Source organism: Pseudomonas sp. SK3(2021) (assembly GCF_016772375.1).
Classification (GTDB): Bacteria; Pseudomonadota; Gammaproteobacteria; order Pseudomonadales; family Pseudomonadaceae; genus Aquipseudomonas; species Aquipseudomonas chlororaphis_I.
This window is the reverse complement of record NZ_CP061943.1, coordinates 5,235,506-5,261,371: the sequence shown is the minus strand read 5'-3', so window position 1 is coordinate 5,261,371 and position 25,866 is coordinate 5,235,506. Positions and strand designations below refer to the sequence as shown.

Sequence of the window (25,866 nt, the reverse complement as noted above, 5' to 3'; positions counted from 1 at the left end):
TGAGGACATGGCTAGTATGACTTTTTATCCATTGTTCCCGCTACACGCAGCCCGTTCCAATGACGCCTTCCCCGTGCCTGGCCATGCAGCGGCCAGCCAGGCACACCGTCTCAAGCGAACAAGAAGGGCAAGACATGGCGACGTGCGGCGAAGTGTTGGTCAAGTTACTCGAAGGTTATGGCGTCGAGCAGGTCTTCGGCATTCCCGGGGTGCACACCGTCGAGTTGTATCGCGGCCTGGCCCGTTCGAGCATCCGGCATGTCACGCCGCGTCACGAGCAGGGGGCCGGTTTCATGGCCGACGGTTATGCCCGTACCAGCGGCAAGCCGGGAGTGTGCTTCATCATCACTGGCCCGGGGATGACCAACATCACCACCGCCATGGGCCAGGCCTATGCCGACTCGATTCCGATGCTGGTGATCTCCAGCGTGCAGTCGCGCAGCCAGCTCGGCGGCGGCCGCGGCAAGCTGCACGAGCTACCGAACCAGGGCGCCCTGGTGGGGGGCGTGGCGGCGTTCTCCCATACCCTGATGTCCGCGGCGGAACTGCCGGGCGTACTGGCCCGCGCCTTCGCGCTGTTCCAGGCCGGCCGCCCGCGCCCGGTGCACATCGAGATCCCCCTCGACGTGCTGGTGGAGGAGGCCGATGACCTGCTCGACAGCGAGCCGGTGAGCATCGCTCGGGCCGGTGCCGCGCCCGCCGCGATTGCCCGGATGAGCCAGTTGCTGGCGGGCGCCCGGCGCCCGCTGATCCTCGCCGGTGGTGGCGCGATCGATGCCGCCGCGTCCCTGACCCGCCTCGCCGAATGGCTCCAGGCGCCCGTGGCCCTGACCATCAATGCCAAAGGCATGCTGCCGTCGCGGCACCCGCTGCTGATCGGCTCGACCCAGTCGCTGGTGGCGACCCGTGCCCTGGTGGCCGACGCCGACGTGGTCCTGGCCATCGGCACCGAGCTGGCCGAAACCGACTACGACGTGACCTTCGCTGGTGGCTTCGAGATTCCTGGCGCTCTGCTGCGCATCGACATCGACCCTGACCAGACCGTGCGCAACTATCCGCCGAAGGTGGCACTGGTGGCCGACGCGCACAGCGCCACCGAGGCATTGCTCGCCGAGCTGGGCAAACAACCGCTGAGCGAGCGCGACAGTGCCTGGGGCACGGCCCGTGCCGCTGCCTTGCGCAACGCACTGGAGCGGCAGTGGGACGCACCGACCCGGGCACAGACACTGTTCCTCGAAACCGTACTGCAGGAACTGCCGGAGATCGTCATCGTCGGCGACTCCACGCAGCCGGTGTACAGCGGCAACCTGACCTTCAACCCCGAGCGTCCGCGCCGCTGGTTCAACTCCTCGACCGGCTACGGCACCTTGGGTTATGCCTTGCCGGCGGCAATCGGCGCCTGGCTCGGTGGTGCTTCCGAGCGTAATGCCCGGGGGCCGGTGGCGTGCCTGATCGGCGACGGCGGCCTGCAGTTCACCCTGTCGGAACTGGCCTGCGCGGTGGAAGCGCGCACACCGATCATCGTGCTGCTGTGGAATAACCAGGGCTATGAAGAGATCAAAAAATACATGGTCAACCGCGACATCGAGCCGGTGGGCGTAGACATCTACACACCGGACTTCATCGGCGTGGCCAAGGCCCTGGGCTGCGCCGCCGAGGCCATCGACAGCGTCGACGGATTGCGCGATGCGCTGCGCGCGGCCAGCGATCGCCAAGGCCCGACCCTGATCGAAATCGACCAGGCCGGCTGGATGCGGGCGGTGCAAGCATGAGCCAGGCAAAGCTGTTGAACGGCCTTTACATCGACGGTCAGTGGCGTGCCGGCAGCGAACGGCTGCCAGTGATCAATCCGTCCACCGAAGAACCGCTGGCGCTGGTCGCTGGTGGCGACCGGCACAGCGTCGAGCAGGCGGTGACGGCCGCCGAGGCCGGGCTGGCGCAATGGGCCGCTACCAGTGGAGCCGAGCGTGGCGCGGTGTTGCGGCGGATCGCCGCCGGGGTCGCCGAGCGCCGTGAGCATCTGATGCACCTGCAGTCGAGCAACAACGGCAAGCCGCAATTCGAAGCGGCCATCGACGTCGATGACGTGATTGCCACCTTCGAGTACTACGCGGGGCTGGCCGAGGGCCTGGACGCCACCCAGGACCGTGACGTGCCGTTGCCCAGCGATGATTTCAGCGCCCGTGTGCGGCGTGAACCCTGTGGCGTGGTCGGCTTGATCGTGCCGTGGAATTTCCCGATGGTCACCACCGCCTGGAAGCTTGCACCGGCGCTGGCCACCGGTTGCAGCGTGGTGCTCAAGCCCTCGGAAGTCACGCCGCTGCCGGAGCTGGAACTGGCGGCGATCATCGCCCGGAGCGGCTTGCCCAAGGGCGTGTTCAACCTGGTCTGCGGCACCGGGCTGGCGGTGGGCGCGCCGCTGGCGGCGGATCCGCGGGTGGCGAAGATTTCCTTCACCGGCAGCAATGCGGTCGGGGTCCAGGTCATGCAGCGCGCGGCAGAGACGGTCAAGGGCGTGAGCCTGGAGCTGGGCGGCAAATCTTCGCTGCTGGTGCTGGCGGATGCCGATCTCGAACTGGCGGTGGAACTGGCCTGTGGCGGCGGTTTTTTCAACGCCGGGCAGATGTGCTCCGCCACCAGCCGGGTGCTGGTGGCCGACGAGCTGGCCGACGAGTTCCTCCTGCGGCTCAAGGCGCGGGCCGAGGCGATTCGGGTGGCGGACCCTTTCGATCCGGAGGTGGAGATGGGCGCGCTGGTCAACCAGGCGCAATACCAGCGAGTGCTGGGCCATATCGATCGTGGGCTGAGTGTCGGGGCCAGGCTGGTATGCGGTGGCAAGCGTCCGGCGGACTGCGCGCGCGGCTTTTTTATACGGCCGACCATTTTCACCGAAGTGCCCCTCGACAGCGCGCTGTGGCGTGAGGAGATCTTTGGCCCGGTGCTCTGCGTCCGCAGTTTCGCCAGCGAGGCCGAAGCCATCGCGCTGGCCAACGACAGTGAGTTCGGCCTGGTGGCCAGTGTGGTCGGCAGCGATGTAGAGAACGCCGAGCGAGTCGCCAATGCCTTGCAGGCCGGGCTGGTGTGGATCAACGCGCCGCAAGTGATCTTCCCGCAGACCGCCTGGGGCGGCTACAAGCAGAGCAGCATCGGCCGCGAGCTGGGGCCTTGGGGGTTGCAAGCGTTCCAGGAGATCAAGCACGTGGTCCGCGCGCGGCAATAACCTTGCGCAGCGAGATGTCTCCTGTCGGAGCGAGCTTGCTCGCGATAGCCGCAAGGCGGTGCTCTATCTGTCGCACGGCGTCATCGTTGACCCGCATCGCGAGCAAGCTCGCTCCTACAAGGGGGAGTCAGACGCTGCTGCGCAGGCGCGCCATGTCCCGCAACGGCGGGGCGCCGAACTGGCGGCTGTATTCGCGGCTGAACTGCGAAGGGCTTTCGTAGCCGACCCGGTAACCGGCGGCGGACGCCTCCAAGCCTTCAGTCAGCATCAGGCGCCGGGCTTCCTGCAGGCGCAGTTGCTTCTGATACTGCAAGGGGCTCATGGCGGTCATGGCCTTGAAGCGATGGTGCAGGGTGGACGCGCTGAGGTTCACCCCGCGCGCCAGATCGTCGATGCGCAGCGGTTGCTCGTAGTTGCCGTTCAGCCATTTGATGGCCTGGCTGACCCGGTGGCCCTGGCTGTTGGCGATGGCGATTTCATACAACCGGTGTCCTTGGGGGCTGCGCAGCAGCCGGTAGAGAATCTCCCGACGAATCAGCGGCGCGAGCATGGCGATGTCTTTGGGCGTATCCAGCAGGCGGGCCAGGCGCAGCACGGCGTCGAGCATCGGCGTATCCAGGCGTTCCACATACAGGCCGCGGCCGACAGGACGGTTCGGCACCCCCAGCGGCCCGGCATCGGCGATCAGCGTGCTGATCTCGGCCGGGTCGATGTCCAGGCGCAGGGCCAGGACCGGTTCCAGCGGCGAGACATCGGCCAGGCGCCCGCTCAATGGCATGGAAACCGAGACCACCAGATAGTTGAGCGGGTCGTAGTTGAACTCCTCGTCGGCCAGCCGTACTTCCTTGCGGCCCTGGGCCATGATGCACAGGGCCGGCTGGGCCAGCACCGAGGCGAAATCGTGGGAGTGGCTGTAGCGCGAGACGAACAGCGACTGGATCGCCGTGGCATAGCTGCCGTCTTCGCCGGTGTTGCGCGCAATGATCCCGGCCAGCTCCGCCCGCTGTTTTTCCATTTCCGCATCCAGTGGCGGCTGCTGGGTTTCGAGCGATGACATGAAGGCCCCTCCGGGAAGATTGCGAATGGCCACAGCTTAAATTTGTGCAAGCGCCAGGGGTAGGCGATTCCTGCGTAAATCTTGCCTGATCCTGCCGCGCGTGCGCGCGTAAGCAGGGCCGGGTCCTGTGGGCAGGCTGTCACTTGCTTGAAACAACGTTGTGGTTTTTTTTCGCAGCCAGGTCCGGACTCGGTGCTCTCAAGCCAGGTTCGCAGGATTGTGCAATACGCTGGCAGGAATCGACTAACAGCCGTGGCGCCGGGCGCTTAATCTTGGATCCTGTCGCAGCCCGTCCCATGGCTGCCTCGACACCACCCTGGGAGGGTCGCACATGTCCACGCATATTCCCGTCAGCCACATGGCATTCGTCCGCGCCCGCGCCGGTCGTTCAACCGAGTTGGGGGCTCGCTTGAGCAGCCTGATCGAACCATCCCGCCAGGCCACAGGTTGCCTGCAGTTCGCCTTGCAACATTCGCAGTGCGACGCTGACTTGTGGCTGGTCTGCGGATTCTGGAGCAGCCAGCAGGCGATGACCGATTACTTCTGTTCGCCGGCCATGGCGATATTCGCCGAACTGGTCCAGGACCTGGTGGTCGACCGCCTGGACTTCCATACCTTCAGCGACGTCTCGGCGGCCCAGGCCGAAGGCGAATACGCGCAACTGAACGGGGCACCGCTACACCAGCTGGCCAGTTGAGGGTTTAGAATGGCCGACTTTCCATTGGCCAGGACCAGCAACATGGCACGTAAAGAGTTTGCAGCATACGAAGCGGTTTCCGCCGTGGTTCCAGGTGAAGGGGGCTACAGCGCCGCCATTGCGGTCAAGGCCCTGGGTGGTTCAGGGGCGCCGCGCTTTCACAAGATTCTGGACGACCAGAAATTCAAGACCGCCCACGACGCCGACCAGGCTGCCGCGCAGAAACTTGAGCAGTTGATCGACGTGAACGAAGACGGCGAACTGGCCTGGGCAACGGCCTGATCCGGGTTGCTGATCTGAAAAGCTACCTGATCTGAAAAACTATCTGATCTAAAAAAACTACCTGACCGCCCCCGGGCGGAACATCTTGAACAAGGCCTCTGGCCCCAGCTGGAAATAATCCGCCGGCCCGCCGCCGCGCAGAATCGGTTCTGCCGCGGCGGTGTCGTATATCCCATCCTTGAGCAACCACTTGGCGATATGCACGGCGACCACTTCGCCGAGGATCAGCCAGCTGGGCACCAACTCCTGATCCGCGCGCTGCAGTTGAATGATCTGGGTGACCTTGCACTCGAAGGACACCGGGCTTTCGGCTACCCGCGGCACGCCAATCACTTTCGAGGCCACGGGCGTCAGCCCCGCCAGTTCGAACTCATTGACCTCGGCCGGCACGGTGGCGCAGCTCTGGTTCATTTGCTCGGCCAGCGGGCGGGTGGCGAGGTTCCAGGCGAACTCGCCGGTCTGCTCGATGTTGTTCAGGCTGTCTTTGCGACCGACGCTTGCGAAACCGATGATCGGCGGAATGTAATTGAAGGCATTGAAAAAACTGTAGGGCGCCAGGTTCAGCCGGCCTTGCGCGTCCTGGGAGGAGATCCAGCCGATCGGCCGCGGGCCGACGATGGCGTTGAACGGATCGTGGGGCAGGCCGTGGCCCTGGGCGGGTTCGTAGTAATGAATGTCTTCGGACATGACAGGCTCTTGCGCGGACAAAGAGGGAAGGCCGCCATAGTGCAAGCCATTGAAGGTGAATACCAGCCTTGCGGCACGCGGTTTTTCCCCGGGCCAGAAACACTAAGCCCGGCCGAAGCCGGGCTGCGGGGCATCCCTGAGGGTTAGCCGATGGCGGCGGCAGTCCCGGTGCGATCGAAACCGTCGGCAGCGATTGCGTCAGCGGTACCGGTGCGATCGAAACCATCGGAGGCGACTGCGCCTGCGGTGCCGGTGTGATCGAAGCCGTCAGAGGCGATAGCGTCAGCGGTGCCAGTGCGATCGAAGCCATCGGAGGCGACCGCGCCCGCGGTACCGGTGTGATCGAAGCCGTCGGCAGCGATTGCGTCAGCGGTACCGGTACGATCGAAACCGTCGGAAGCCAGGCTGGCGCTGGCCGAGCTGCCCGAGGTGAAAGTGGCCGAGCCGGTGCGGTCGTAACCATCGGCGGCGAAGGTGTTGGCAGCCAGTACGGAAAGGGTCAGGGCGAGGATCAGTTTGCTTTTCATGGTGGTCACTCCAGGTTCGTTGACGTTTTGTGCAATGGGTGTGAAATGGATACTACGCCAGTTAATTTGATTAAAAAGCGCAAATAAATGCTTAAAAATATCGATTTAATCGATGCTTGTGGCGTCAGGAACCCCTGCATAAAGCCGCTTTGCTGCTTCTACCGCGCTTGACGCGCCGACACCGATTTCGATGGAGGCAGGATGTGGGCAGGGCATTAACCGATCATTAACCTGTCCGAAGCGTCGAAAAATCGCGATCAACGGTTTGCTCGGCAGGGGCGGGAATGCTGTTGGCGATGAGTATCGGAGGGCTTGCTACGTGAGCTGGAGGGCGGGTCTTGATCGTCGAGCGTCTGTGTTGCGGTGATCGCGGGCAAGTCGGATCGCCGCCCGCTCGCTCCGACAGAAGCACGCTTGCTCGCGATGGGTTTTTACCTGACGCGACAGCGCGAGGGCCTTGCACCCTCGCGCTTTTTTGCCGGTCAGTCAGTCTCGATCCGCGAGTGTTTGCGGGTGTCTTTCATGGTGATGTAGACCAGCAGCGACACGGCGATGCAGGCGGTGACATACCAGTAGTAACCGGTTTCCATGCCGACGCTCTTGAACCACAGCGCGATGTATTCGGCGGTGCCGCCGAAGATCGACACGGTCAGCGCGTAGGGCAGGCCCACGCCCAGGGCGCGGATCTCGGTCGGGAACAGCTCGGCCTTGACCACCGCGTTGATCGAGGTGTAGCCGCTGACGATGATCAGCGCCGCCATGATCAGGAAGAAGGCGCCCCACCAGCTCTGGATGGTGTGCAGGGTGGTGAGGATCGGCACGGTGAAAAGCGTGCCGAGGATGCCGAAGGCGATCAGGATCGGACGTCGGCCGATCTTGTCCGACAGCGCGCCGATGACCGGCTGCAGGCACATGAACAGGAACAGGGTCGCCGCGGAAATGGTGGTGGAGTCGGAAATGCTCATGCCGACGGTGTTCACCAGGTATTTCTGCATGTAGGTGGTGTAGGTGTAGAAAGCCAGGGTGCCGCCCATGGTCAGGCCGACCACGGTCATCAGCTCTTTCGGATGACGCATCAGGGTGCGCATCAGGCTTTCTTTCGGCTTTTCCTTCTTCTTGGTGAAGGACTCGGTTTCTTCCATGCCGCGCCGCAGGTACAGCGCGACGATTGCGCACAGGGCGCCGATGCCGAACGGAATGCGCCAGCCCCAGGATTGCAGCTCTTCGGTGGTCAGCACGTTCTGCAGCACGATCAGCACTGCCAGGGCGATGAGCTGGCCGGAGATCAGGGTCACGTACTGGAAGCTGGAGAAGAAGCCACGACGTTCCTTGGTCGCCATCTCGCTGAGGTAGGTGGCCGAGGTGCCGTATTCGCCGCCGACCGACAGACCCTGCATCAGGCGCGCCAGGACCAGCAGGATCGGGGCGCCGACGCCGATGGTTTCATAGCCGGGAGTCAGGGCGATGATCAGGGAGCCGAAGCACATCAGCAGTACCGAGGCCATCAGTGCGGCCTTGCGGCCCTTGCGGTCGGCGTAGAGCCCCATCAGCCAGCCGCCGATCGGCCGCATCAGGAAGCCCACGGCGAAGATCGCGGCGGTGTTGAGCAGTTGCGCGGTGGTGTCGCCCTTGGGGAAGAAGACTTTGGCGAAGTACAGGGAGAAGGCGGCGTAGACGTACCAGTCGTACCACTCGACCATGTTGCCGACCGAACCGCTGAAGATCGATTTCAGGCGACTGGCGGTGGTCTTTTCTTTGGCAGGCGCAGCTGCCGCCCCAAGAGGCAGGGTTTGCGAGTTATCCATGACGGATCCTTCATTTAATTGTTTTTGTGGAGCGCGCCGAAACGCAGCCTGCCAGGGCTATAGCAGGAGCTGTGCCAGGAACCGAGAAGCCCGGTTTAGAAGGGTTTGAGGATTTCGATGAGCGGAAAACCGCTCATTGGCGAAAGTGCGTGAGCGGAAAGTTGCCGATGAGGGGGGTGTTGGTGAGGGCGTCTTCGCGAGCAAGCTCGCTCCTACAGAAACTACGTGATCCCTGTAGGCGCGAGCTTGCGCGATAGGACCTCGGGCATCACTCCTCCCCGAGAAACATCTCCCGCGCCAGTCCATGGCGCTGCATCTTTTCATTGAAGGTGCGGCGCGGCAGTTGCAGCTCAACGAGCACCGCCTTGATGTCGCCCTTGTGCCGGGTCAGCGCGGCCCGCAGGCATTGCGCCTCGAAGGCTTCCTGCTGCGCCGCCAGGGACTGGCCGGGGTCGATGGCTTCCGGCTCGGGCTCGCCCAGGCCGAGCACCTGGCGTTCGGCGACGTTGGCCAGCTCGCGCACGTTGCCCGGCCAGTCGTGGCTGAGCAGGCGGCTCAACTGCGCTCCGCTCAGGGGCGCGACGCTACGGCCCAGGCGCTCGGCGGCGGCATGGGCGAAATGTTCGTACAGCAGCGGAATGTCCTCGCGCCGGTCGCGCAGCGGCGGCAGGCGCAGCTGCGCGACGTTCAGGCGGTAGGCCAGGTCCTCGCGAAAGCGCCCGGCGCGGGCTTCGTCCAGCAGGTCCGGCTTGGTCGCGGCAATGATCCGCAGATCCACGGCAATGCTCTGGTTGGAACCCAGTCGCTCGAGCTTCTGTTCCTGCAGCACCCGCAGCAGCTTGACCTGCTGGGCCAGCGGCATGCTTTCGATCTCGTCGAGGAACAGGGTGCCACCGTCGGCGTATTCCAGCTTGCCGATGCGTTTGCCCTGGGCGCCGGTAAAGGCGCCGCTTTCATGGCCGAACAGCTCGGCTTCGAACAGCTGCTCGGGGATCGCCGCACAGTTCAGGGCGACAAAGGGCTTGTCGGCGCGCGGTCCGAAGTCGTGCAGGCAGCGGGCGACCAGTTCCTTGCCGCTGCCGGTCTCGCCGCGGATCAGCACATTGACTGGCAGCGCGGCCAGCTCGACCACCTGGCGCCGCAGGGTCTGCAAGGCGCGGGACACGCCGAGCAGGGTGGAGTCGATTTTCTCCCGGGTATCGGCCTGTTCGTGCAGGCGCCGGTTCTCCAGCACCAGGCCACGTTTGTCCAGGGCCCGGCGCAAGCTGCTCAGCAGGGTGTCCGGGCTGAAGGGTTTTTCCAGGAAGTCATAGGCGCCATCGCGCATCGCTTCCACCGCCATCGGCACGTCGCCGTGGCCGGTCAGCAGGATCACCGGCAGGTCGGGGTCGCGTTGTTGCACCTGTTTGAGCAGTTCCAGGCCGCTGATGCCGGGCATGCGCACGTCGCTGAGGATCACCCCGGGGAAGTCCCTGGGCAGCCGGGCCAGGCAGTCCTCGGCGCGACTGAACAGCTGCACCTCGAAGCCCGACAGGCTCAACCATTGTTCGACGGCGGTACGAATACTGGCTTCGTCGTCGACCAGCATCAGCGAATTCAACATGGGATATGCGCCTCCAGGTCGATGGGCAGGCTCAGGGTGAAGATTGCGCCCTGGCCTTGATTGCCGGCACTCAGGCGCCCACCCAGTTCGTGGACGATAGCGTAGGACACCGCCAGGCCGAGGCCCAGGCCTTCGCCCACCGGCTTAGTGGTAAAGAACGGATCGAAGACGTTCGGCAGGTGTTCTTCGGCGATGCCGCCACCGCTGTCGATGACACTCAGGCTCCACAGTTGCTGGTCGGCTTCGAGGCGGATCTCCAGATGCTTGAGGGGCTTGTCATGCATCGCGTCCAGGGCATTGCGCAGCAGATTGATCAGCACCTGCTCCAGGCGGATGGCATCGCCGCGCACCCAGGCCGGGCGCGTCAGTTGCAGGCGCGTGTCGACCTGTTCGTCGCGCAGCCGGGTGTCCAGCAGTTGCAGCGCCTGATCGACCACCGCCGCCAGGTCCAGGCGTTCGCGCAGGCCGCTGGGGCTCTTGCGGGCGAAGGTCTTCAGGTGGCCGGTGAGGCTGGCCATGCGGGTCAGCATATCGTCCAGCGGTTTCAGGGCCTGGTAGGCCTGGTCGACCCGCCCGTGATCGAGCAACAGGCGCAGGGTGGCCAGTTGCATGCGCTGGGTGGTCAGTGGCTGGTTGATTTCGTGGGCCAGGGCCGCGGACATCTGCCCCAGGGCCGCCAGCTTGGCCGATTGCACCAGGCCGTCCTGGGCGGTGCGCAGGTCGCGGGTGCGCTCCTCGACCAGGCGTTCGAGTTCTTCGCGGCTGCGCTGGCGCAGCCTGGCCAGGCGCCAGCGCTGGTTGAGGAACAGCAGCAGGAACACCAGGGTCAGCCAGGCACCGGCCGCGGCCAGGCCGGCGTTGCGTCGGTCCTCAAAAGCGATCTGTGGGCGGCGCAGCAGATGCAGGGTCCAGCCTTCGGTCGCCAGGGGCAGGGATTCCCACAGGTAGTCGACGCTGCCGTCCGGCCCCTCGACCCGGGCCAGCGTACTGTCGTCGTCAAAGCGTCGCAGCGGCCGATGTTCGAGCGGGGTCAGCAATTGTTTGTCGTACTGCCGGGTGGCCTTGAGTTCGGCGCGGTCGCTGTCCGACAACGGGCGCAACTGGCGATAACGCCAACCCGGCTGGTTGGCGATGAACACGATGCCACGGGCATCGCTGACCAGCAGGGTGTCGCTGCCCTGGCTCCATTCGCGCTCCAGTTCGGGGAATTCCAGTTTCACCACCATGGCGCCGAGGAACTGTTCCTGCTCGTCCTTGACCGCGCTGGAGAGGAAATAACCGGGAATGCCGCTGGTGACGCCCACCGCATAGAAGCGTCCGCTGCCCTGGCTGCGGGTCTGGCTGAAGTAGGGGCGAAAGCCGTAGTTGTGCCCGACGTAGCTGCTGGGCAGGCGCCAGTTGCTGGCGGCCACGGCGAGGCCGGTGTGGTCCAGCAGCTCCAGGGTGGAGGAGCGGGCGGCGCCGTTGATCCGTTCCAGTTTGCGGTTCAGGGCGTCCTGCCGTTCCGGGCCGACCGGGCCCTTGAGCGCCGAGCGCAGTTCCGGGTCCAGCGCCAGCACGGCGGGCAGGGCGCGGTAACGCTCGATCAGGGTATGCAGGGAGTTGGCGTACAGCGCCAGTTGCTCGCTGGCGCGGGCGGCATCGTCCTCCAGCGCCTGGCGTTCGGCATGGCGCATGGCGAAGGTCGCGCTGACCACGGCGCCGGCGAGAATCACCAGGGTATAGAAGGTCAAGCGCAGCGGGCGGGAGATCTGGACCATGAGTCAAGGGCAGGCTGAAAGGGGCAGGAAAGATAACATGCCTGTCCGAGGCTTCGTTGATCGTGGACAGCCCTTGCCCGGGCAGGCATGAAAAAGGCGGCGCTGCTCATCGAGCAACGCCGCCTTGGGTGACCCGCAAGCGCTTACTGCACTTCTACCGCGAGGCTTTCACTGATCTTTTTCTGCCAGATGGCAGGACCGGTGATGTGCACCGACTCGCCTTTGCTGTCGACCGCGACAGTAACCGGCATGTCTTTGACTTCGAACTCGTAGATCGCTTCCATGCCCAGTTCGGCAAAGGCCAGGACCTTGGATTTCTTGATCGCCTGGGCCACCAAGTAGGCAGCGCCGCCGACGGCCATCAGGTACACGGCCTTGCTGTCCTTGATCGCTTCGATCGCGGTCGGGCCGCGCTCGGACTTGCCGATCATGCCCAAGAGGCCAGTCTGCTCGAGGATCTGGCGGGTGAACTTGTCCATCCGCGTCGCGGTGGTCGGGCCAGCCGGGCCCACCACTTCGTCACCGACCGGATCGACCGGGCCGACGTAATAGATGAAGCGACCCTTGAGGTCCACCGGCAGGGTTTCGCCCTTGTTCAGCATCTCGACCATGCGCTTGTGCGCCGCGTCGCGACCGGTGAGCATCTTGCCGTTGAGCAGCACGGTTTCGCCCGGCTTCCAGCTCTGCACTTCTTCTGGAGTCAGGGTGTCGAGGTTGACGCGACGGGCCGACGGACCGGCTTCCCAGACGATTTCCGGGTAGGCGTCCAGAGGTGGCGCTTCCAGGGACGCAGGGCCCGAGCCGTCAAGCACGAAGTGCGCGTGACGGGTCGCGGCGCAGTTCGGGATCATGCACACCGGCAGCGAGGCGGCGTGGGTCGGGTAGTCCATGATCTTCACGTCGAGCACGGTGGTCAGGCCGCCCAGGCCCTGGGCGCCGATGCCCAGCTGGTTGACCTTCTCGAACAGCTCCAGGCGCATTTCTTCGATACGGTTCTGTGGGCCGCGGGCCTTCAGCTCGTGGATGTCGATGGACTCCATCAACACTTCCTTGGCCATCACCGCGGCTTTCTCGGCGGTACCGCCGATGCCGATGCCGAGCATGCCCGGCGGGCACCAGCCGGCGCCCATGGTCGGAACGGTCTTCAGCACCCAGTCGACGATCGAGTCGGACGGGTTGAGCATGGCCATCTTCGACTTGTTCTCGGAACCGCCGCCCTTGGCCGCCACGTCCACTTCCACGGTGTTGCCGGGAACGATGGAGTAGTGGATGACCGCCGGGGTGTTGTCCTTGGTGTTTTTACGAGCGCCCGCCGGGTCGGCGAGGATCGAGGCCCGCAGGACGTTTTCCGGCAGGTTGTAAGCGCGACGCACGCCTTCGTTGATCATGTCGTCCAGGCTCATGGTCGCGCCGTCCCAGCGCACGTCCATGCCCACGCGTACGAATACGGTGACGATACCGGTGTCCTGGCAGATCGGGCGGTGGCCGGTGGCACACATGCGCGAGTTGATCAGGATCTGCGCCATGGAGTCACGGGCCGCTGGCGATTCTTCGCGCAGGTAGGCTTCGTGCATCGCCTGGATGAAGTCCACGGGGTGGTAGTAGGAAATGAATTGCAGGGCGTCGGCAACGCTCTGAATCAGGTCGTCTTGCTTGATCACGGTCATGAGTCGCGCTCCTCTAAAAGACGGGAACATTTAATAAGGTGCTTGCAGCTTGGGTGCATCGGTCGGTTGCAAACACCTTCAAGGCACGCCGGACACACTGGCGCGACGCTAAAAAGGCGCGGCAGTATACCGCGCCTCGGGGCCAGGCACACGCGCCGGCAGTCAAACCAAAGTCGCATGCCGGGGATGCGCCCCAGGCATGAGGGTGGGCGCGGCACGGCGCTGGGCGGGGACAAAAATTGGATAGTTATTTTTTGGCGACACCACTAAAGTGGCAAGTGGCCTGTAGGGTAGGAAACTCTTTAAAGCCCCCTTTCGCATGGTGAGTCAACGATTGACCCATAACGCTATCCAGAGTCTTTTACTCAAGCGCTTCGTTCTTGCGGCGGGCACCTATGGACTGGCGTTGCTGCTGCTCTGGCTGGCCATTTTCAGTGGCTACTACTCGGCGCCGGTGCGTTCGGCGCTGATCGATACCGGCCTGGTGGTGCTGAGCCAGGCGGTGCTGCTCTGGCTATTTGTGTCCGGGCGCAACCTGCGCTTTCGCGACCCGAGCCTGACCGAGATCCAGATACTCCTGGCCATCGGCTGGCAGACCTGGCTGCTGGCCCACCTCGACACCGCGCGCGGCACTTTCCTGGTGTTCTATCCGCTGACACTGCTGTTCGGCCTGTTCCATCTTCCGCACCGGGCCTTCGTGCGGTGCGCCCTGTGCATTTTCATCGGCTTTGCCGGGATCACGCTGTGGGACGGCTACCACTTCCGGCTGGCCGATCCGATGCTCGCCGTACTGCAGGTGTGCGTGCTGCTCATAGTGCTGATCTGGCTGTGCCTGTATGCCAGCTACGTGCAGGCTTCCCGACAGCGCATGCGACAACGGCGCTTCGCCTTGCAGGCCCATCAGGACACCTTGCGCGGCATGATGCGACAACTGGAAGACCTGGTCGCTACCGACGAACTGACCGGCCTGTACAATCGACGGCATTTCCTGCGGCTGGCGTCGCGCGAACTGCACGCGATGAGCCTGGACCAGATGCATGGCCTGGCGCTGATCGACCTCGATCACTTCAAACGGATCAACGACGTGCATGGCCATGCCGCGGGCGATCAGGTGCTGCAGGCGTTCGCCGCCGTGGCCAGCGCCTGCTTGCGCGATGGCGATGTATTGGCCCGCTACGGCGGCGAGGAGTTTGTCATGTTGTTGCCCGATTGCGATCCCGAACGCCTGACCTCCTGCTGCGAGCGCCTGCGCGTGGCCTTCATGGACGCCCAGTTGATCGGGGTCGAGGTGCATGGCCTGAGCCTGTCCGTGGGGATGACCCTGGTGGAGCTGGGCGACGATCTGGACAACGCCCTGCAACGTGCCGACCAGGCGCTGTACCGGGCCAAGCGCGACGGGCGCAATCGCTGCGCCGCGGCCTGGGAAAATATCGATGCCTGAGCTGCGTGTCGGTGAGCGGCAGTGGTCGGTGGCCGCCGGCAGCAATCTGCTGGATGCCTTGAATCAGGCTGGCGTGGCGGTGCCTTACAGCTGCCGTGCCGGCAGTTGTCACGCCTGCCTGGTGCACTGCGTCGAGGGCCTGCCCAGCGACAGCCGGCCCGATGCCCTGAGCGACGATCAGCGCCAGCGCGGCTGGCGGCTGGCCTGCCAGTGTCAGGTGGTGGAAGACCTGCGGGTCGAAACCTACGATCCGTTGCGCGATGGCGCGCCGGCCGAGGTAGTGGGTGTCGACTGGCTGTCGGCAACAGTGCTGCGCCTGCGCGTGCAGCCGGAACGCAACCTGCGTTATCAGGCCGGCCAGCACCTGGTGCTGTGGACGGCCTCCGGCGTGGCGCGGCCGTACTCGCTGGCGAGCCTGCCCGGCGAAGACCGTTTTCTCGAATTCCACCTCGATTGCCGCCAGCCCGGCGAGTTCAGCGACGCGGCGCGCCAGCTCAAGCCCGGCGATGGGCTGCGCCTGGGCGAGTTGCGCGGCGGGGCGCTGCATTACGACCCGGACTGGCAAACCCGGCCATTGTGGCTGCTGGCGGCGGGCACCGGGCTGGCGCCCTTGTTCGGTATCCTGCGCGAGGCCTTGCGCCAGGATCATCAGGGCGACATCCGCGTCATTCACCTGGCCCATGACGCCAGCGAACATTATCTGGCCAAGCCCCTGGCGGCGCTGGCGGCGAGCCGCGCCAACCTCAGTGTCGAGCTGTGGAGCGCGACCGAGCTGCCAGCGGCTTTGGCACAACTGCGGCTTGTTTCGCGGCAAACCCAGGCCTTACTCTGCGGGCACCCCGCCAGCGTCGATGCGTTTGCCCGACGCTTGTACCTGGCGGGGCTGCCGCGCAATCAACTGTTGGCCGACGTATTCCTGCCCCGTGGTTGAGCGCTGATTTGTCCTGAGCGAGACCCCCATGACCGATACCATCTTGCTTGAACGCGAGGGTGGGCTGCTGACCCTGCGTCTGAACCGTCCGGACAAGAAAAATGCCCTGACCCGGGCCATGTACCGCCAGTTGGCCGAAGGGTTGCGACAAGCCGATGCCGACCCAGAGGTCCGCGCGGTTCTGCTCAGCGGCAGCAGCGATTGCTTTACCGCCGGCAACGACATTGCCGACTTCCTCCAGCAGCCGCCCAGCGGGCTCGACAGCCCGGTCTTCCAGTTCATGCGCAGCCTGTTCGAATGCCGCAAGCCGGTGGTCGCCGCAGTCGCGGGCCCGGCGGTGGGGATCGGCACCACCCTGCTGCTGCATTGCGACCTGGTGTACGTCAGCCGCGATGCCCGGTTGCGCATGCCTTTCGTCAATCTCGGCTTGTGCCCCGAGTTCGGTTCCAGCCTGATCCTGCCGCGCCTGCTCGGGCAGGCCAGGGCCGCCGAGCTGTTGCTGCTGGGCGAAGGTTTCAGCGGTGAACAGGCGGCGCAGTGGGGCATTGCCAACCTGGCCTTGGCCGACGGCGCGGCGACCCTGGACAAGGCCCGGGAGATGGCGCTGCGTTTCGAGAAGCTGGCGCCGCAGGCGGTGCAGATCAGCAAGCAACTGATGCGCACGCCCGATCGCGAACAGCTGCGCAAAGTGATCGAGGAGGAGGGCGCCCTGTTCACCCAGCGCCTGCATTCGCCGGAAGCACTGGCTGCCTTGTCGGGGTTTCTTGCCAAGGGCTGATTCCAGCCTTGTAGGAACGAAGCTTGCTCGCGATCGCGGGCAAGTCGGATCGCCGCTCGCTCCTGCAGAAACTCATAAAAAAGCCCCGCAGTGTTCACTGCGGGGCTTTTTTACTGCTGCGTCGGTTATGAACGCATCAGGGGGAGTCAGACCATCGGGTCGCCAACGTGCAGGATCTTCATGCCGTTGGTGCCGCCGGTGGTGTGGTAGCTGTCGCCCTTGGTCAGGATCACCCAGTCGCCTTTCTGCACGACACCGCGCTTGACCAGCTCGTCGATGGCCTTCTGGCTGACTTCGCTTGGCGGCAGGGACGCCGGGTCGAACGGGATGGTGTAGACGCCACGGAACATTGCGGTGCGGGCCTGGGCTTCGCGGTGCGGGGTGAACGCGTAGATCGGCACCGAGGAGCGGATACGCGACATGATCAGCGGGGTGTAGCCGCTTTCAGTCAAGGCGATGATCGCCTTCACGCCCGGGAAGTGGTTGGCGGTGTACATGGTGGCCAGGGCAATGCTCTCGTCGCAGCGCTCGAAGGTCTTGCCGATGCGGTGGCTGGAGGTCTTGCTGGTCGGATGCTTTTCCGCGCCAATGCAGATACGCGCCATGGCCTGGACCGCTTCGAGCGGGTAGGCGCCGGCGGCGGATTCGGCAGACAGCATCACGGCGTCGGTGTAGTCGAGCACGGCGTTGGCCACGTCGGACACTTCGGCGCGGGTCGGCATCGGGTTCTGGATCATCGACTCCATCATCTGGGTCGCCACGATCACTGCCTTGTTGTGGCGACGGGCGTGCAGGATGATTTTCTTCTGGATGCCCACCAGCTCGGCGTCGCCGATTTCCACGCCCAGGTCGCCACGGGCCACCATCACGGCGTCGGACGCCTTGATCAGGCCGTCGAGGGTTTCATCGTTGGCCACGGCTTCGGCGCGCTCGATCTTCGCCACCAGCCAGGCGGTACCGCCGGCCTCGTCGCGCAGTTGGCGGGCGTATTCCATGTCCGCGGCATCGCGCGGGAAGGACACGGCCAGGTAGTCCAGGTCCATGGCCGCGGCCAGCTTGATGTCGGCCTTGTCTTTTTCGGTCAGGGCCGGGGCGGTCAGGCCGCCACCGCGACGGTTGATGCCCTTGTGGTCCGACAGCGGGCCGCCGATGGTCACGACGCAATGCAGTTCGGTGCTGGTGGCGGTTTCGACGCGCATCACCACGCGGCCGTCGTCGAGCAGCAGCTCGTCGCCCACGCCGCAGTCCTTGACCAGGTCCGGATAGTCGATGCCGACGATGTCCTGGTTACCTTCGGTCAGCGGGTGGCTGGTGGAGAAGGTGAACTTGTCACCGATCTTCAGCTCGATGCGCTTGTTGGCGAATTTGGCGATACGGATCTTCGGGCCTTGCAGGTCGCCCAGCAGCGCGACGAAGCGGCCATGCTTGGCGGCCAGGTCACGCACCAGCTTGGCGCGAGCCTTGTGCTCGTCCGGGGTGCCGTGGGAGAAGTTCAGGCGGGCGACGTCCAGGCCAGCCAGAATCAGCTGTTCGAGAACTTCCGGCGAGTTACTGGCCGGGCCAAGGGTAGCGACGATTTTGGTACGACGGACGGACATGCAAAGACTCCTGAGTTCAAGCGCAACGAGAGGCTACTATGGTCCGCAGCTGTAGTCATTGTTCGTTTGCACTACTTATTCGTTTGTTTCTTTAAACGAACATTCCTGAAGATTTTCCAACGCGGGTCGATAACGTGCACAAGACAGGAGAACTCCCATGCGATTCGTGCTCATTGCTGCCCTGGCCGTCAGTGTTGTCGGCTGTACCCGCTGGTCGATGGACCATCATCTGAATACCGCCTACCGCGCCTACGACGCCGGCAACTGCGAACGGGTGATGCTCGAGCTGAGCCAGGTCGATCGCACGAGTCGCTCGCGCCCTTATATCCAGCCCGAGGTGTCGATGCTGCGTGGACAGTGCCTGGAGCGGCAGAAGCTGTTCCTCGATGCCGCGCAGACCTATCAGTACATCATCACCGAACACCCCGGCAGCGAATACGCCTACCGCGCGCGCGCGCGCCTGGAAACCCTGCAGCAACTGGGTCATTACCCTTCGCGCAGCAGCGCTCAGGCGCGTCCGACCGCGTTGTAACAATCGTCATCATTGTATTGATGGTCCTGCGTGGGCCTTGAGCTAACATCTGTGAGCCTGTTTTAGAGTATTGTTTCTAAAATGGGCCGGCCGGGGGCCGACAGTCCTCGGCGCGACGATGCTGAATGACCTTCTTGAATAGCGATGCACGACATGTTCACGGACCGGCGGATCGAGCGGCACCAGTTGCCGTGTTTTTTGAAAGTGTTCAATCGGCTGACCGATCGCCCCATCGGTTATCTGGGCAACGTCTCCGAAGACGGCTTCATGCTGATCAGCCAGTTGCCGATGCTGATCGGCGCCGACTTCGAGTTGCGCCTGCAGGTTCCCGGCCGCGACGGCCAGCTGCAATCGATCGAGATCACCGCCTCCTGCCGCTGGTGCCATGAAGATGTCACGCCCCATCATTACGACACCGGCTTCGTGCTGCTGCGTTCGCCTCCCGAGTACCGCGAGCTGGTGGCGGCCTTGCGCAGCTACTTCAGTTTCTACCCGTTGCAGACCTCCGCCTGACCGTTACAGCGTCCCGGCCTTTTTCCAACTGAGGTAACGGGTCACCAGTTCCGCCCCCAGTTCACCCGGCCGTACATCGAGCAGGGCGACGCCCTGGGCGCTCAGGCGCTCATGCAGGTCGGTACGGGCATTCAGGTAATTGATCGTGCCGCAGTAAGTCAGGGCGTCGGGCAGGTTATGCACGGGCGCCTGGCGCAACTGATCGAGGACTTCCTCGCGCAGGCTGGCCACCAGTACCCGGTGCTGGCGCCCGAGGCGCTTGACCGCGGTCAGCAGTTCCTCGTCGTCCTCATCCCGCAGGTTGGTCACCAGCACCACCAGGGCCCGGCGCTTCTGCCGCGCCAGCAGCTCGCTGGCGGCGGCCTGGAAGTCGGCGCAGCGCTGGCTGCTGTCCAGGTCGTAGACAGTGTTGAGCAGGGCGCTCAACTGGCTCGCGCCCTTGACCGGCGCCAGGTAGCGGCGGCGTTCGCCGGCAAAGGTGCTCAGGCCCACCGCGTCGCCCTGGCGCAAGGCGACATAACTGAGCAGCAGGCAGGCGTTGAGCGCATGGTCGAAATGCGCCAGTTCACCGTCCTGGCTGCGCATGCGCCGACCGCAGTCGAGCATGAAGACGATCTGCTGGTCGCGTTCGTCCTGGTACTCGCGGGCAATCGGTGTGCGTTGCCGGGCGGTGGCTTTCCAGTCGATCTGGCGCAGGCTGTCGCCCTCGCGAAACTCGCGCAGCTGGTTGAACTCCAGGCCCAGGCCACGACGCGGCTGTTGCCGTACGCCGATCTGGTTCAGCCAGTTGTCGACGGCCAATAGCCGGGCGCCGTAGAGGCGGGCGAAATCCGGGTAGACGCGCGTGCTGTCGTTGAGCTTCAGCAACCGACGCGCCGACCACAGGCCCAGCGGGCTGGGCAGGCTGACCTCACAGCGCTCGAAGTTGAAATGGCCGCGCTTGAGCGGACGCACCCGATAACCCAGCGCCTGCGACTGGCCCGGCTCCAGGAGCAGTGACTGCGGCAGGTACTCGAAGCCCAGGCCGTCCGGCACATGATCGAACAACTCCAGGGTCAGCGGTTGGGTAAAGTCGTGGCGAACCTCCAGGCGCACTTCGCTCCAGCGGCCCAGGGGCAGGCTGCCAGGCAACTGGCGCCGGAGCTGGGGCGAAGGCAGGCGCCTGAGCCGGAAGGCGTCCAGCATGGCCAGCAGCAACAGGGCCAGGAGCAGGCCCCAGGCAATCGCTTGCAGGTTGGCCGCGACCGCCAGGCCGTAGGCGCGCGCGGCGCCGAGCAGCACGTCCAGCACCAACAGTACGCCAAGCCAGGTCAGGAACAGGCGTGAGGGTTTCATCACTTCGGCGGGCTCACAGTCGCGGCGCCGGTACTTGATCGAGCAGTTGCTTGAGCACTTGCTCCACCGACAGGCCTTCGATATCCAGCTCCGGGGCGATCCGCACGCGATGGCGCAGCACCGCCAGGGCGCAGCCCTTGATGTCGTCGGGAATGACGAACTCGCCGCCGCGCAGCAAGGCCCTGGCCCGTGCCCCGCGGACCAGGGCGATCGACGCGCGCGGCCCGGCGCCGAGGGTCAGTCCCGGCCAGCTGCGGGTGGCCCGGGCCAGCCGCACGGCGTAGTCGAGGGCCTGCTCGTCCAGCGGCAGGTCGCTGGCGATCCGTTGCAGGGCCAGCACATCCTTGGCCTGCAGCAGGGTGCGCAGCGGCTGCACGTCGAGCATGTCGGCCCGGGGCGAGCGGGTGACCTGGCGGACCATGTCCGATTCCTGGTCGCTGTCCGGGTAATCCATGCGCAGCTTGAGCATGAAGCGGTCGAGTTCGGATTCCGGCAGCGGGTAGGTGCCTTCCTGTTCGATCGGGTTCTGCGTGGCCAGGACCATGAAGGGCTGGGCGATGGGCAGCGCCCGGCCTTCGAGGGTGACCTGGCGTTCCTGCATGGCTTCGAGCAGGGCGGCCTGGGTCTTGGCCGGCGCGCGGTTGATCTCGTCGGCCAGCAGCAGGTTGGTGAACAAGGGGCCCTTGCGCAGCTTGAACTGCTCGGTCTGCAGGTCGTAGACCGCATGGCCGGTGACATCGCTGGGCATCAGGTCCGGGGTGAACTGGATGCGCGCGAACTCGCCGCCAAAACAACGGGCCAGGGCGCGCACCAGCAAGGTCTTGCCCAGCCCCGGCACGCCTTCGAGCAGCACGTGGCCGCCGGCGATCAGGGCGGTGAGCACGTCGTCGATCACCGCGTCCTGGCCGATCACGACCTTTTGCAGCTCGTGGCGCAGGGCCTGGGCCAGCTGGCTGGCGCGCTGGCGTTGCTGGGCGGCATGCGCTTGCGCATGACCGGGCTCGGTGGCGGGAAGCGGTTCGGCGGGGAGGTCGCTCATAGGGCATTCCTGAGAGTTTGCAGGTGGGTGATCAGGCGGCTGAAGTCGGCGCTGGAAAGGTGTCGTACCGACTGGGGAGCCAGGGCCTGGCTGATGATGCTGTCCGGTTGCCGGGTGAGGCGGGCCAGTACCTGCCCTTGTTCGGCGGCAGTGAGTCGTTCGAAGCCGGGATGACGATGCTGGGCGCGGCGCAGGATGTCCTGGCGCAGGGCCTGCAGCAGCCCTTGCTGGCCGGTATGGCGCAGCAGGAAGTGGGCGCTGGCTTGCAGGTGCTCGCGCAACTGGCGTCGGGCCCTGGGCATCGGGGCCTGCATCGGTCCGTGGCGAACCCCGACATGCCACAGCCACAGGCCGAGCAGTGCCGCCAGGGCCACCAGCGCCTGCGGGAAATACTCCAGTAGCAGGCTCCAGAGGCTGTCGTGATCGGTGTCGAACAGCAGGGTGACGTCGCTGTCGGCGCTCAGGTACCAGAGCAGCCAGGCGTTGTCGTATTTGGCGATGAGCGGGGTCTTCCAGATCTCGGCATCGGTGAGCACGGTCACCGAACCCTGGCCGTAGCTCAGTTGCATCATGTGGGTCGCCCGGGCGCTGTTGGCCCAGGACTGGGCGAGGTTGTCCGGGTCTTCCAGGTGAAAGTCGGTATCGAAACCGATGTAGGCCGGCGCGTCTTCGTCTTCCAGGTAGAGCTTGGTCAGTTTCGGGTAGGGCTCTTTGCCGGCGCCGGGCGGGGGGGCTTTGAGGTCCTTGCTGAGGAACTGGCGCAGGTGCAGGCGATCGAGCAACAGGTCGCCACTGCGTCCGGCCTCTTTGTTCCACAATGCTTCGGCGACGAACAGCAGGCGCCCGCCGGCCCTGGCCCAGTCCAGCAGTTGCTCGACCTGCTGCGGCGTCATGTTCGAGCGCTCGCCCAGCAGCAACAGGCTGTGCTGCGCAGGCTTGAGGGTCGGCAGCACCTCCAGGCCATTGGCGTGGTGGACCTGCAAGCCGCGCTGGCGCAGGAACATTTCCGCCGCCAGGTAAGGGTTGGCGCGGGCTTGCGGGGAAGGGCCGTGATCGATGGTTTCCTGATAGGGCCGGGCGTTGAGGTAGAGGTACAGCAGCAAGCCGCCGAACAGGCCGGCGACCAGCAGTGCGAGCAGCGGCAGCAGGCGCCGGTTCATCGTGGGGCTCCGGGGCCGAACAAGGTCCGCCAGCCATCGCACAGTTCCTGCTTCAACTGCGCGGGTGGCAGGCGATGACCGTAGGCCAGGTTTTGCCAGTGCAGGGTCAGGCTGCTGCTGAACGCCTGGAGCTGGGGCAACTGCAAGGCCTTGACCTGTTCAAGGACCTGGCCCTCGGTGTCCGCCGGTTTCAGCGGCAGGCGGAAGTCATGCAGGAGCCGGCTCAGCAGCGCGCGGTACAACAGCCCGAGGGCTTCGCGAGGCTGCTGTGGCCAGAGCGCTTCGGCAGCGCTGGCGACATCCTCGGGCAAGACGTCGGGGTCGAGGTCCAGGCCGAACAACTGTTGCGGAGCGGCTCGCGCGGGGATCTTGCCAGGCAGCGCTCGACGGCCGACAAAAGCCCGCAGCCACTCACGATGACGCCACACCAGCAAGGCCAGCACTCCCAGCAGCAGGGCCCAGAGCAGGATCTCCAGGGCCTTGGCCGCGGCACCGAAGACGCTGCTGTCGAGCCGATCGGTCAAGACCTTGAGCCAGCCCGGCAGCTCGGTTTGTTCAGCGTTTTTCGGGCTGTCTTCGGCGAACCGGTAACGGGTCACGGTCTGCGGGTTCTTGAAGGGCGGCTGGTCGAGGATCTGGTTGATGCTGTCTTTCGCGGCCTGGCTGGTCAGCGGTTGTTCCAGCAGGCGCGGGCTGTCGGGCGCGGCGGCCGGCTCGGCGGCCCAGGCCTCGGGCGCCAGGGGCAGCAGGCTCAGGCTGCCCAGGACCAGTAGCACGGCAACGCCGCTCAAGCGCTGCCGCAGGCGGCGCAGCACCAACTCGATGTCCCAGGCTTCCAGCAGCGTGCGGCGGTTGAGGTAGAGGCTGAAGCCGCAGGCGACGTACACCGGCTCCCAGACAATCAGGATCAGCGCATAAAAGGCATTGGTCAGGTGTTCAAGCCAGAGCCAGTCCTGCTCGGCGGCGGCGATCAACGTCTGCCAGTCCCAGTCCAGTTCGATCTGCTGTGGCAGCAGCAGATAGAACAGCATCAGCAGGCCGATCCACAGGGTGCCTTCCAGGTGCACGCCGATCAGGGTCAGCCAGTGTGCGGCCCTGGCGTTGCGCTGTTGCAGCACCCGCACCCGCTGCTGGAGCGCCTCGCCGCTCAGGCCCTCGAGTTGCACCACGGGCATGATGAAGCTGCGGCTCAAACTCAGGCGCCGCCAGGTCAGGCTGGCCAGCAGTTGCGGCTTGAGCAGCCTGGGCCATTGGCGCAGGGCCTGGCGCAAGGTCGGGGTGTCGCCGAACAGGGCCTTGGCGAGGATATGCAGCGGCAGCCGTTCGAAGGCCGGCTTGAGCCACCAGAACAGCAGCAGGGCGAGGGTGGGCGAGTCCCAGAGCAGCAGGCTGAGCAGGGCGAACACCGGCAGGGTGATCAGCGCCCAACTGGTCATCAGCAGGCGCCGGTGGCGCTGGCTCAGCAGCACGCCCAGGTCCATGGCTTCCCAGGTCGTGCGCGGGCGAATCACCACGCTGGCTTCACTCAGGCGCATGACGGCGTCCAGCCAATATCAGGTAGGCCAGGACCAGCAGCCAGCAGGCGCCGCCGACCAGGTATTTGATCCAGGCCGCGGGCCAGGTCAGGGAGGACCAATAGGCTTCGATAAACGCGGCGATCAGCAGGAACAGAATGACCCCGCAGATCAACTGCACGCTGGTGCGCGCGGCCAGCAGCAAGGCTTCGCCGCGGGGCAGGCGCCCGGGGGCGATCAGCGACCAGCCCATTTTCAGCCCCGCCGCGCCGGCCAGGGCGATGGCGCTGAGCTCGAAGGCGCTGTGGCCGATGACAAACGACCAGAAGGTGGCGCCATAGCCGATCTGGGTCAGGTGGCCGGCCACCGCGCCGATGGTCAGGCCGTTGAAGAACAGGAAGAACAGGCTCCCCAGGCCGAACAGCAGGCCGCTGGCAAAGGTCTGAAAGGCGATGCCGATGTTGTTCATGATGTAGTAGCCGAACATCATCCAGTCTTCGCCGGCGGCCCGGTTGGCCAGCCGGCCCAGGCGACTGGCGTCCGGATCGTAGAGGCGTTGCATCTCGGCCACCTGCTGCGGGCTGACCACGCTGTAGATCAGCTCGGGCACCAGGTACACCAGCAGGCCGATACCCAGCAGGCTGCCAAAGAACACCAGGCTGGCGGCCAGGACGAAGCGCCACTGTTCGCGCACCAACTGCGGGAAACCGGCCAGGATGAAGCCCAGGACCCGGGCGCCCAACGGGCTGCGCTGGCGATAGAGCTGCTGATGGCCACGTAGCGCCAGCTGCTGCAGCGGGTCGACCAGGAAACTGCTGTAGCCGCGCTCCTGGGCCAGGGCCAGGTGCTGGCACAAACGGCGGTAATCCTCAGGGAAGCGGGCGCAGGTCTCGGGCGTCGCCTGGCCACGTTCCAGTTGCTCGAGCTGTTCGCGCAGGCGCTGCCACAAGGCTTGATGACGGCTTTCGAACAGGCTCTGTTTCATGTCGACCCCAGCAGCCCGCGGGCGATACCGTTGAGTTCGGCGCAGGCCTGTGCGGGCGTTACATGCAAGGGCTCGGCGAGCAGGGCGGCCAGTTCCTGGACCCGCTGCGCGGACAGTTGCTCCTGGCGTTCGGCGAAGCTGAGGATGGCCCGCTGTTCGGCCAGGCTCAGGGCGAAGGCGGCGGTTTTGGCGGGCACGGCCGGCAAGGTCGGGCGGACTACCGGCTGCTCGCGGTAGATCACCAGCGTGCCGGCGGCCAGGTCACCGAGGCGCTTGAAGGTCGGATGCTGCAGGCAACTGATGGCGCCGAGGAAATAACCGAACGGCAGCATGTCGACAAAACGCAGCAGGTTGCGGGTCAGGGAAGGGCCCCAGCCGATGGGCGTGCCATCGTCCTGCACGACCCGCAGGCCCATCAGTTGCTTGCCGGGCGAGCAGCCCTGGTTCAATACCTCGAACAGCACCATGTACCACCAACTGACCAGAAACAGCAGGATCGAGCCCAGCCCCATGCCGAGCTGCCCGAGAAACCCCAGGACAATAAACAGCATGCCGAGGATCAGGCCACGAAAGCCCAGGTCGATGGCAAAGGCCAGGGCGCGCGACATCAGCCCCGCCGGTCGCAGCGGCAGGTCGATGCCTTCTGGCGTTTCGACCTGGTAGCGGGTGTCCAGCGGCGGGGGCAATGCTTTCCCTGGCAGTGCTGTCGTCTCGAGCATAGGCAACGTGAGGCTG

Annotated in this window: 23 protein-coding genes; 9 read left to right on the top strand and 14 right to left on the bottom strand. The window is 65.1% G+C overall.

The window, feature by feature from the left end; translation table 11 throughout:
* The first annotated feature begins 134 nt into the window (after positions 1–134).
* A complete protein-coding gene (locus IF690_RS23120) occupies positions 135–1,772 on the top strand; it encodes a 5-guanidino-2-oxopentanoate decarboxylase (RefSeq protein WP_202697526.1) in 1,638 nt (545 codons plus the stop codon).
* Complete coding sequence (locus tag IF690_RS23115) at positions 1,769–3,220, top strand: aldehyde dehydrogenase family protein (RefSeq protein WP_202697525.1); 1,452 nt, start codon at positions 1,769–1,771, stop codon at positions 3,218–3,220. Before IF690_RS23120 ends, IF690_RS23115 begins: the two co-directional genes overlap by 4 nt.
* A 127-nt stretch (positions 3,221–3,347) precedes the next feature.
* On the opposite strand, the gene IF690_RS23110 is transcribed toward IF690_RS23115, so the two are convergent.
* Entirely contained in the window at positions 3,348–4,277 is a 930-nt protein-coding gene (locus tag IF690_RS23110) for an AraC family transcriptional regulator (RefSeq protein WP_202697524.1), read from the bottom strand.
* 331 nt (positions 4,278–4,608) lie between these two features.
* Between IF690_RS23110 and IF690_RS23105 the strand changes: the two genes are divergently transcribed.
* Positions 4,609–4,974, top strand: coding sequence for a putative quinol monooxygenase (locus tag IF690_RS23105; RefSeq protein ID WP_202697523.1), 366 nt, complete (start codon positions 4,609–4,611; stop codon positions 4,972–4,974).
* 9 nt (positions 4,975–4,983) lie between these two features.
* Positions 4,984–5,256: a hypothetical protein gene (locus IF690_RS23100; RefSeq protein WP_009050509.1), complete on the top strand. Its 273-nt coding sequence runs from the start codon at positions 4,984–4,986 to the stop codon at positions 5,254–5,256.
* A 57-nt stretch (positions 5,257–5,313) separates the two neighbouring features.
* Here the strand turns inward: IF690_RS23100 and IF690_RS23095 are convergent, their stop codons facing one another.
* The 6 genes from IF690_RS23095 to IF690_RS23070 form a co-directional block, all read right to left on the bottom strand.
* Positions 5,314–5,943, bottom strand: a complete 630-nt coding sequence (locus tag IF690_RS23095; RefSeq protein ID WP_202697522.1) for a flavin reductase family protein — start codon at positions 5,941–5,943, stop codon at positions 5,314–5,316.
* A 143-nt stretch (positions 5,944–6,086) separates the two neighbouring features.
* Entirely contained in the window at positions 6,087–6,470 is a 384-nt protein-coding gene (locus tag IF690_RS23090) for a hypothetical protein (RefSeq protein ID WP_202697521.1), read from the bottom strand.
* A 482-nt stretch (positions 6,471–6,952) separates the two neighbouring features.
* Complete coding sequence (locus IF690_RS23085) at positions 6,953–8,275, bottom strand: MFS transporter (RefSeq protein ID WP_009050506.1); 1,323 nt, start codon at positions 8,273–8,275, stop codon at positions 6,953–6,955.
* 268 nt (positions 8,276–8,543) lie between these two features.
* Positions 8,544–9,878, bottom strand: coding sequence for a two-component system response regulator MifR (mifR, locus tag IF690_RS23080; RefSeq protein ID WP_202697520.1), 1,335 nt, complete (start codon positions 9,876–9,878; stop codon positions 8,544–8,546).
* Entirely contained in the window at positions 9,872–11,638 is a 1,767-nt protein-coding gene (locus IF690_RS23075) for a sensor histidine kinase (RefSeq protein ID WP_202697519.1), read from the bottom strand. The genes mifR and IF690_RS23075 overlap by 7 nt, the downstream gene beginning before the upstream one ends.
* A gap of 143 nt (positions 11,639–11,781) precedes the next feature.
* Positions 11,782–13,305 carry a fumarate hydratase gene (locus IF690_RS23070; RefSeq protein ID WP_007931196.1) on the bottom strand — a complete coding sequence of 508 codons (1,524 nt, stop codon included), beginning with the start codon at positions 13,303–13,305 and terminating at the stop codon, positions 11,782–11,784.
* A gap of 334 nt (positions 13,306–13,639) precedes the next feature.
* On the opposite strand from IF690_RS23070, the gene IF690_RS23065 reads away from it, so the two are divergent.
* From IF690_RS23065 to IF690_RS23055, 3 genes are read left to right on the top strand one after another with little or no spacing between them, the layout of a single operon-like run.
* Entirely contained in the window at positions 13,640–14,746 is a 1,107-nt protein-coding gene (locus tag IF690_RS23065) for a GGDEF domain-containing protein (protein ID WP_202697518.1), read from the top strand.
* Positions 14,739–15,677, top strand: coding sequence for an iron-sulfur-binding ferredoxin reductase (locus IF690_RS23060; RefSeq protein ID WP_202697517.1), 939 nt, complete (start codon positions 14,739–14,741; stop codon positions 15,675–15,677). The genes IF690_RS23065 and IF690_RS23060 overlap by 8 nt, the downstream gene beginning before the upstream one ends.
* A gap of 28 nt (positions 15,678–15,705) precedes the next feature.
* A complete protein-coding gene (locus tag IF690_RS23055; RefSeq protein ID WP_202697516.1) occupies positions 15,706–16,455 on the top strand; it encodes an enoyl-CoA hydratase-related protein in 750 nt (249 codons plus the stop codon).
* A 146-nt stretch (positions 16,456–16,601) separates the two neighbouring features.
* On the opposite strand, the gene pyk is transcribed toward IF690_RS23055, so the two are convergent.
* Positions 16,602–18,053 (bottom strand): pyruvate kinase, encoded by a 1,452-nt coding sequence (gene pyk, locus IF690_RS23050; protein ID WP_124300315.1) that lies wholly within the window; start codon positions 18,051–18,053, stop codon positions 16,602–16,604.
* Positions 18,054–18,210: 157 nt separating this feature from the next.
* Between pyk and IF690_RS23045 the strand changes: the two genes are divergently transcribed.
* Both IF690_RS23045 and IF690_RS23040 read left to right on the top strand, forming a co-directional pair.
* Positions 18,211–18,585, top strand: a complete 375-nt coding sequence (locus tag IF690_RS23045) for a tetratricopeptide repeat protein (RefSeq protein WP_202697515.1) — start codon at positions 18,211–18,213, stop codon at positions 18,583–18,585.
* A gap of 153 nt (positions 18,586–18,738) precedes the next feature.
* Positions 18,739–19,098 (top strand): PilZ domain-containing protein, encoded by a 360-nt coding sequence (locus IF690_RS23040; RefSeq protein WP_202701694.1) that lies wholly within the window; start codon positions 18,739–18,741, stop codon positions 19,096–19,098.
* Positions 19,099–19,101: 3 nt separating this feature from the next.
* On the opposite strand, the gene IF690_RS23035 is transcribed toward IF690_RS23040, so the two are convergent.
* The 6 genes from IF690_RS23035 to IF690_RS23010 are packed head-to-tail and all read right to left on the bottom strand — an operon-like array spanning position 19,102 to position 25,850.
* Positions 19,102–20,433: a DUF58 domain-containing protein gene (locus IF690_RS23035; RefSeq protein WP_202697514.1), complete on the bottom strand. Its 1,332-nt coding sequence runs from the start codon at positions 20,431–20,433 to the stop codon at positions 19,102–19,104.
* A gap of 13 nt (positions 20,434–20,446) precedes the next feature.
* Complete coding sequence (locus tag IF690_RS23030; RefSeq protein WP_202697513.1) at positions 20,447–21,472, bottom strand: AAA family ATPase; 1,026 nt, start codon at positions 21,470–21,472, stop codon at positions 20,447–20,449.
* Positions 21,469–22,632, bottom strand: a complete 1,164-nt coding sequence (locus IF690_RS23025) for a DUF4350 domain-containing protein (protein ID WP_202697512.1) — start codon at positions 22,630–22,632, stop codon at positions 21,469–21,471. Before IF690_RS23025 ends, IF690_RS23030 begins: the two co-directional genes overlap by 4 nt.
* Positions 22,629–24,167, bottom strand: coding sequence for a DUF4129 domain-containing protein (locus IF690_RS23020; RefSeq protein ID WP_202697511.1), 1,539 nt, complete (start codon positions 24,165–24,167; stop codon positions 22,629–22,631). Before IF690_RS23020 ends, IF690_RS23025 begins: the two co-directional genes overlap by 4 nt.
* Positions 24,154–25,131: a stage II sporulation protein M gene (locus IF690_RS23015; protein ID WP_202697510.1), complete on the bottom strand. Its 978-nt coding sequence runs from the start codon at positions 25,129–25,131 to the stop codon at positions 24,154–24,156. The genes IF690_RS23020 and IF690_RS23015 overlap by 14 nt, the downstream gene beginning before the upstream one ends.
* Positions 25,128–25,850: an RDD family protein gene (locus IF690_RS23010; RefSeq protein ID WP_202697509.1), complete on the bottom strand. Its 723-nt coding sequence runs from the start codon at positions 25,848–25,850 to the stop codon at positions 25,128–25,130. The genes IF690_RS23015 and IF690_RS23010 overlap by 4 nt, the downstream gene beginning before the upstream one ends.
* Positions 25,851–25,866: the final 16 nt, after the last annotated feature.

Excerpts from the sequence above, each read along its gene's own strand:
- IF690_RS23120 (WP_202697526.1), top strand. The coding sequence starts at position 135 with ATGGCGACGTGCGGCGAAGTGTTGGTCAAGTTACTCGAAGGTTATGGC.
- IF690_RS23115 (WP_202697525.1), top strand. The coding sequence starts at position 1,769 with ATGAGCCAGGCAAAGCTGTTGAACGGCCTTTACATCGACGGTCAGTGG.
- IF690_RS23110 (WP_202697524.1), bottom strand. The coding sequence starts at position 4,277 with ATGTCATCGCTCGAAACCCAGCAGCCGCCACTGGATGCGGAAATGGAA.
- IF690_RS23105 (WP_202697523.1), top strand. The coding sequence starts at position 4,609 with ATGTCCACGCATATTCCCGTCAGCCACATGGCATTCGTCCGCGCCCGC.
- IF690_RS23100 (WP_009050509.1), top strand. The coding sequence starts at position 4,984 with ATGGCCGACTTTCCATTGGCCAGGACCAGCAACATGGCACGTAAAGAG.
- IF690_RS23095 (WP_202697522.1), bottom strand. The coding sequence starts at position 5,943 with ATGTCCGAAGACATTCATTACTACGAACCCGCCCAGGGCCACGGCCTG.
- IF690_RS23090 (WP_202697521.1), bottom strand. The coding sequence starts at position 6,470 with ATGAAAAGCAAACTGATCCTCGCCCTGACCCTTTCCGTACTGGCTGCC.
- IF690_RS23085 (WP_009050506.1), bottom strand. The coding sequence starts at position 8,275 with ATGGATAACTCGCAAACCCTGCCTCTTGGGGCGGCAGCTGCGCCTGCC.
- mifR (WP_202697520.1), bottom strand. The coding sequence starts at position 9,878 with ATGTTGAATTCGCTGATGCTGGTCGACGACGAAGCCAGTATTCGTACC.
- IF690_RS23075 (WP_202697519.1), bottom strand. The coding sequence starts at position 11,638 with ATGGTCCAGATCTCCCGCCCGCTGCGCTTGACCTTCTATACCCTGGTG.
- IF690_RS23070 (WP_007931196.1), bottom strand. The coding sequence starts at position 13,305 with ATGACCGTGATCAAGCAAGACGACCTGATTCAGAGCGTTGCCGACGCC.
- IF690_RS23060 (WP_202697517.1), top strand. The coding sequence starts at position 14,739 with ATGCCTGAGCTGCGTGTCGGTGAGCGGCAGTGGTCGGTGGCCGCCGGC.
- IF690_RS23055 (WP_202697516.1), top strand. The coding sequence starts at position 15,706 with ATGACCGATACCATCTTGCTTGAACGCGAGGGTGGGCTGCTGACCCTG.
- pyk (WP_124300315.1), bottom strand. The coding sequence starts at position 18,053 with ATGTCCGTCCGTCGTACCAAAATCGTCGCTACCCTTGGCCCGGCCAGT.
- IF690_RS23045 (WP_202697515.1), top strand. The coding sequence starts at position 18,211 with ATGCGATTCGTGCTCATTGCTGCCCTGGCCGTCAGTGTTGTCGGCTGT.
- IF690_RS23040 (WP_202701694.1), top strand. The coding sequence starts at position 18,739 with ATGTTCACGGACCGGCGGATCGAGCGGCACCAGTTGCCGTGTTTTTTG.
- IF690_RS23035 (WP_202697514.1), bottom strand. The coding sequence starts at position 20,433 with ATGAAACCCTCACGCCTGTTCCTGACCTGGCTTGGCGTACTGTTGGTG.
- IF690_RS23030 (WP_202697513.1), bottom strand. The coding sequence starts at position 21,472 with ATGAGCGACCTCCCCGCCGAACCGCTTCCCGCCACCGAGCCCGGTCAT.
- IF690_RS23025 (WP_202697512.1), bottom strand. The coding sequence starts at position 22,632 with ATGAACCGGCGCCTGCTGCCGCTGCTCGCACTGCTGGTCGCCGGCCTG.
- IF690_RS23020 (WP_202697511.1), bottom strand. The coding sequence starts at position 24,167 with ATGCGCCTGAGTGAAGCCAGCGTGGTGATTCGCCCGCGCACGACCTGG.
- IF690_RS23015 (WP_202697510.1), bottom strand. The coding sequence starts at position 25,131 with ATGAAACAGAGCCTGTTCGAAAGCCGTCATCAAGCCTTGTGGCAGCGC.
- IF690_RS23010 (WP_202697509.1), bottom strand. The coding sequence starts at position 25,850 with ATGCTCGAGACGACAGCACTGCCAGGGAAAGCATTGCCCCCGCCGCTG.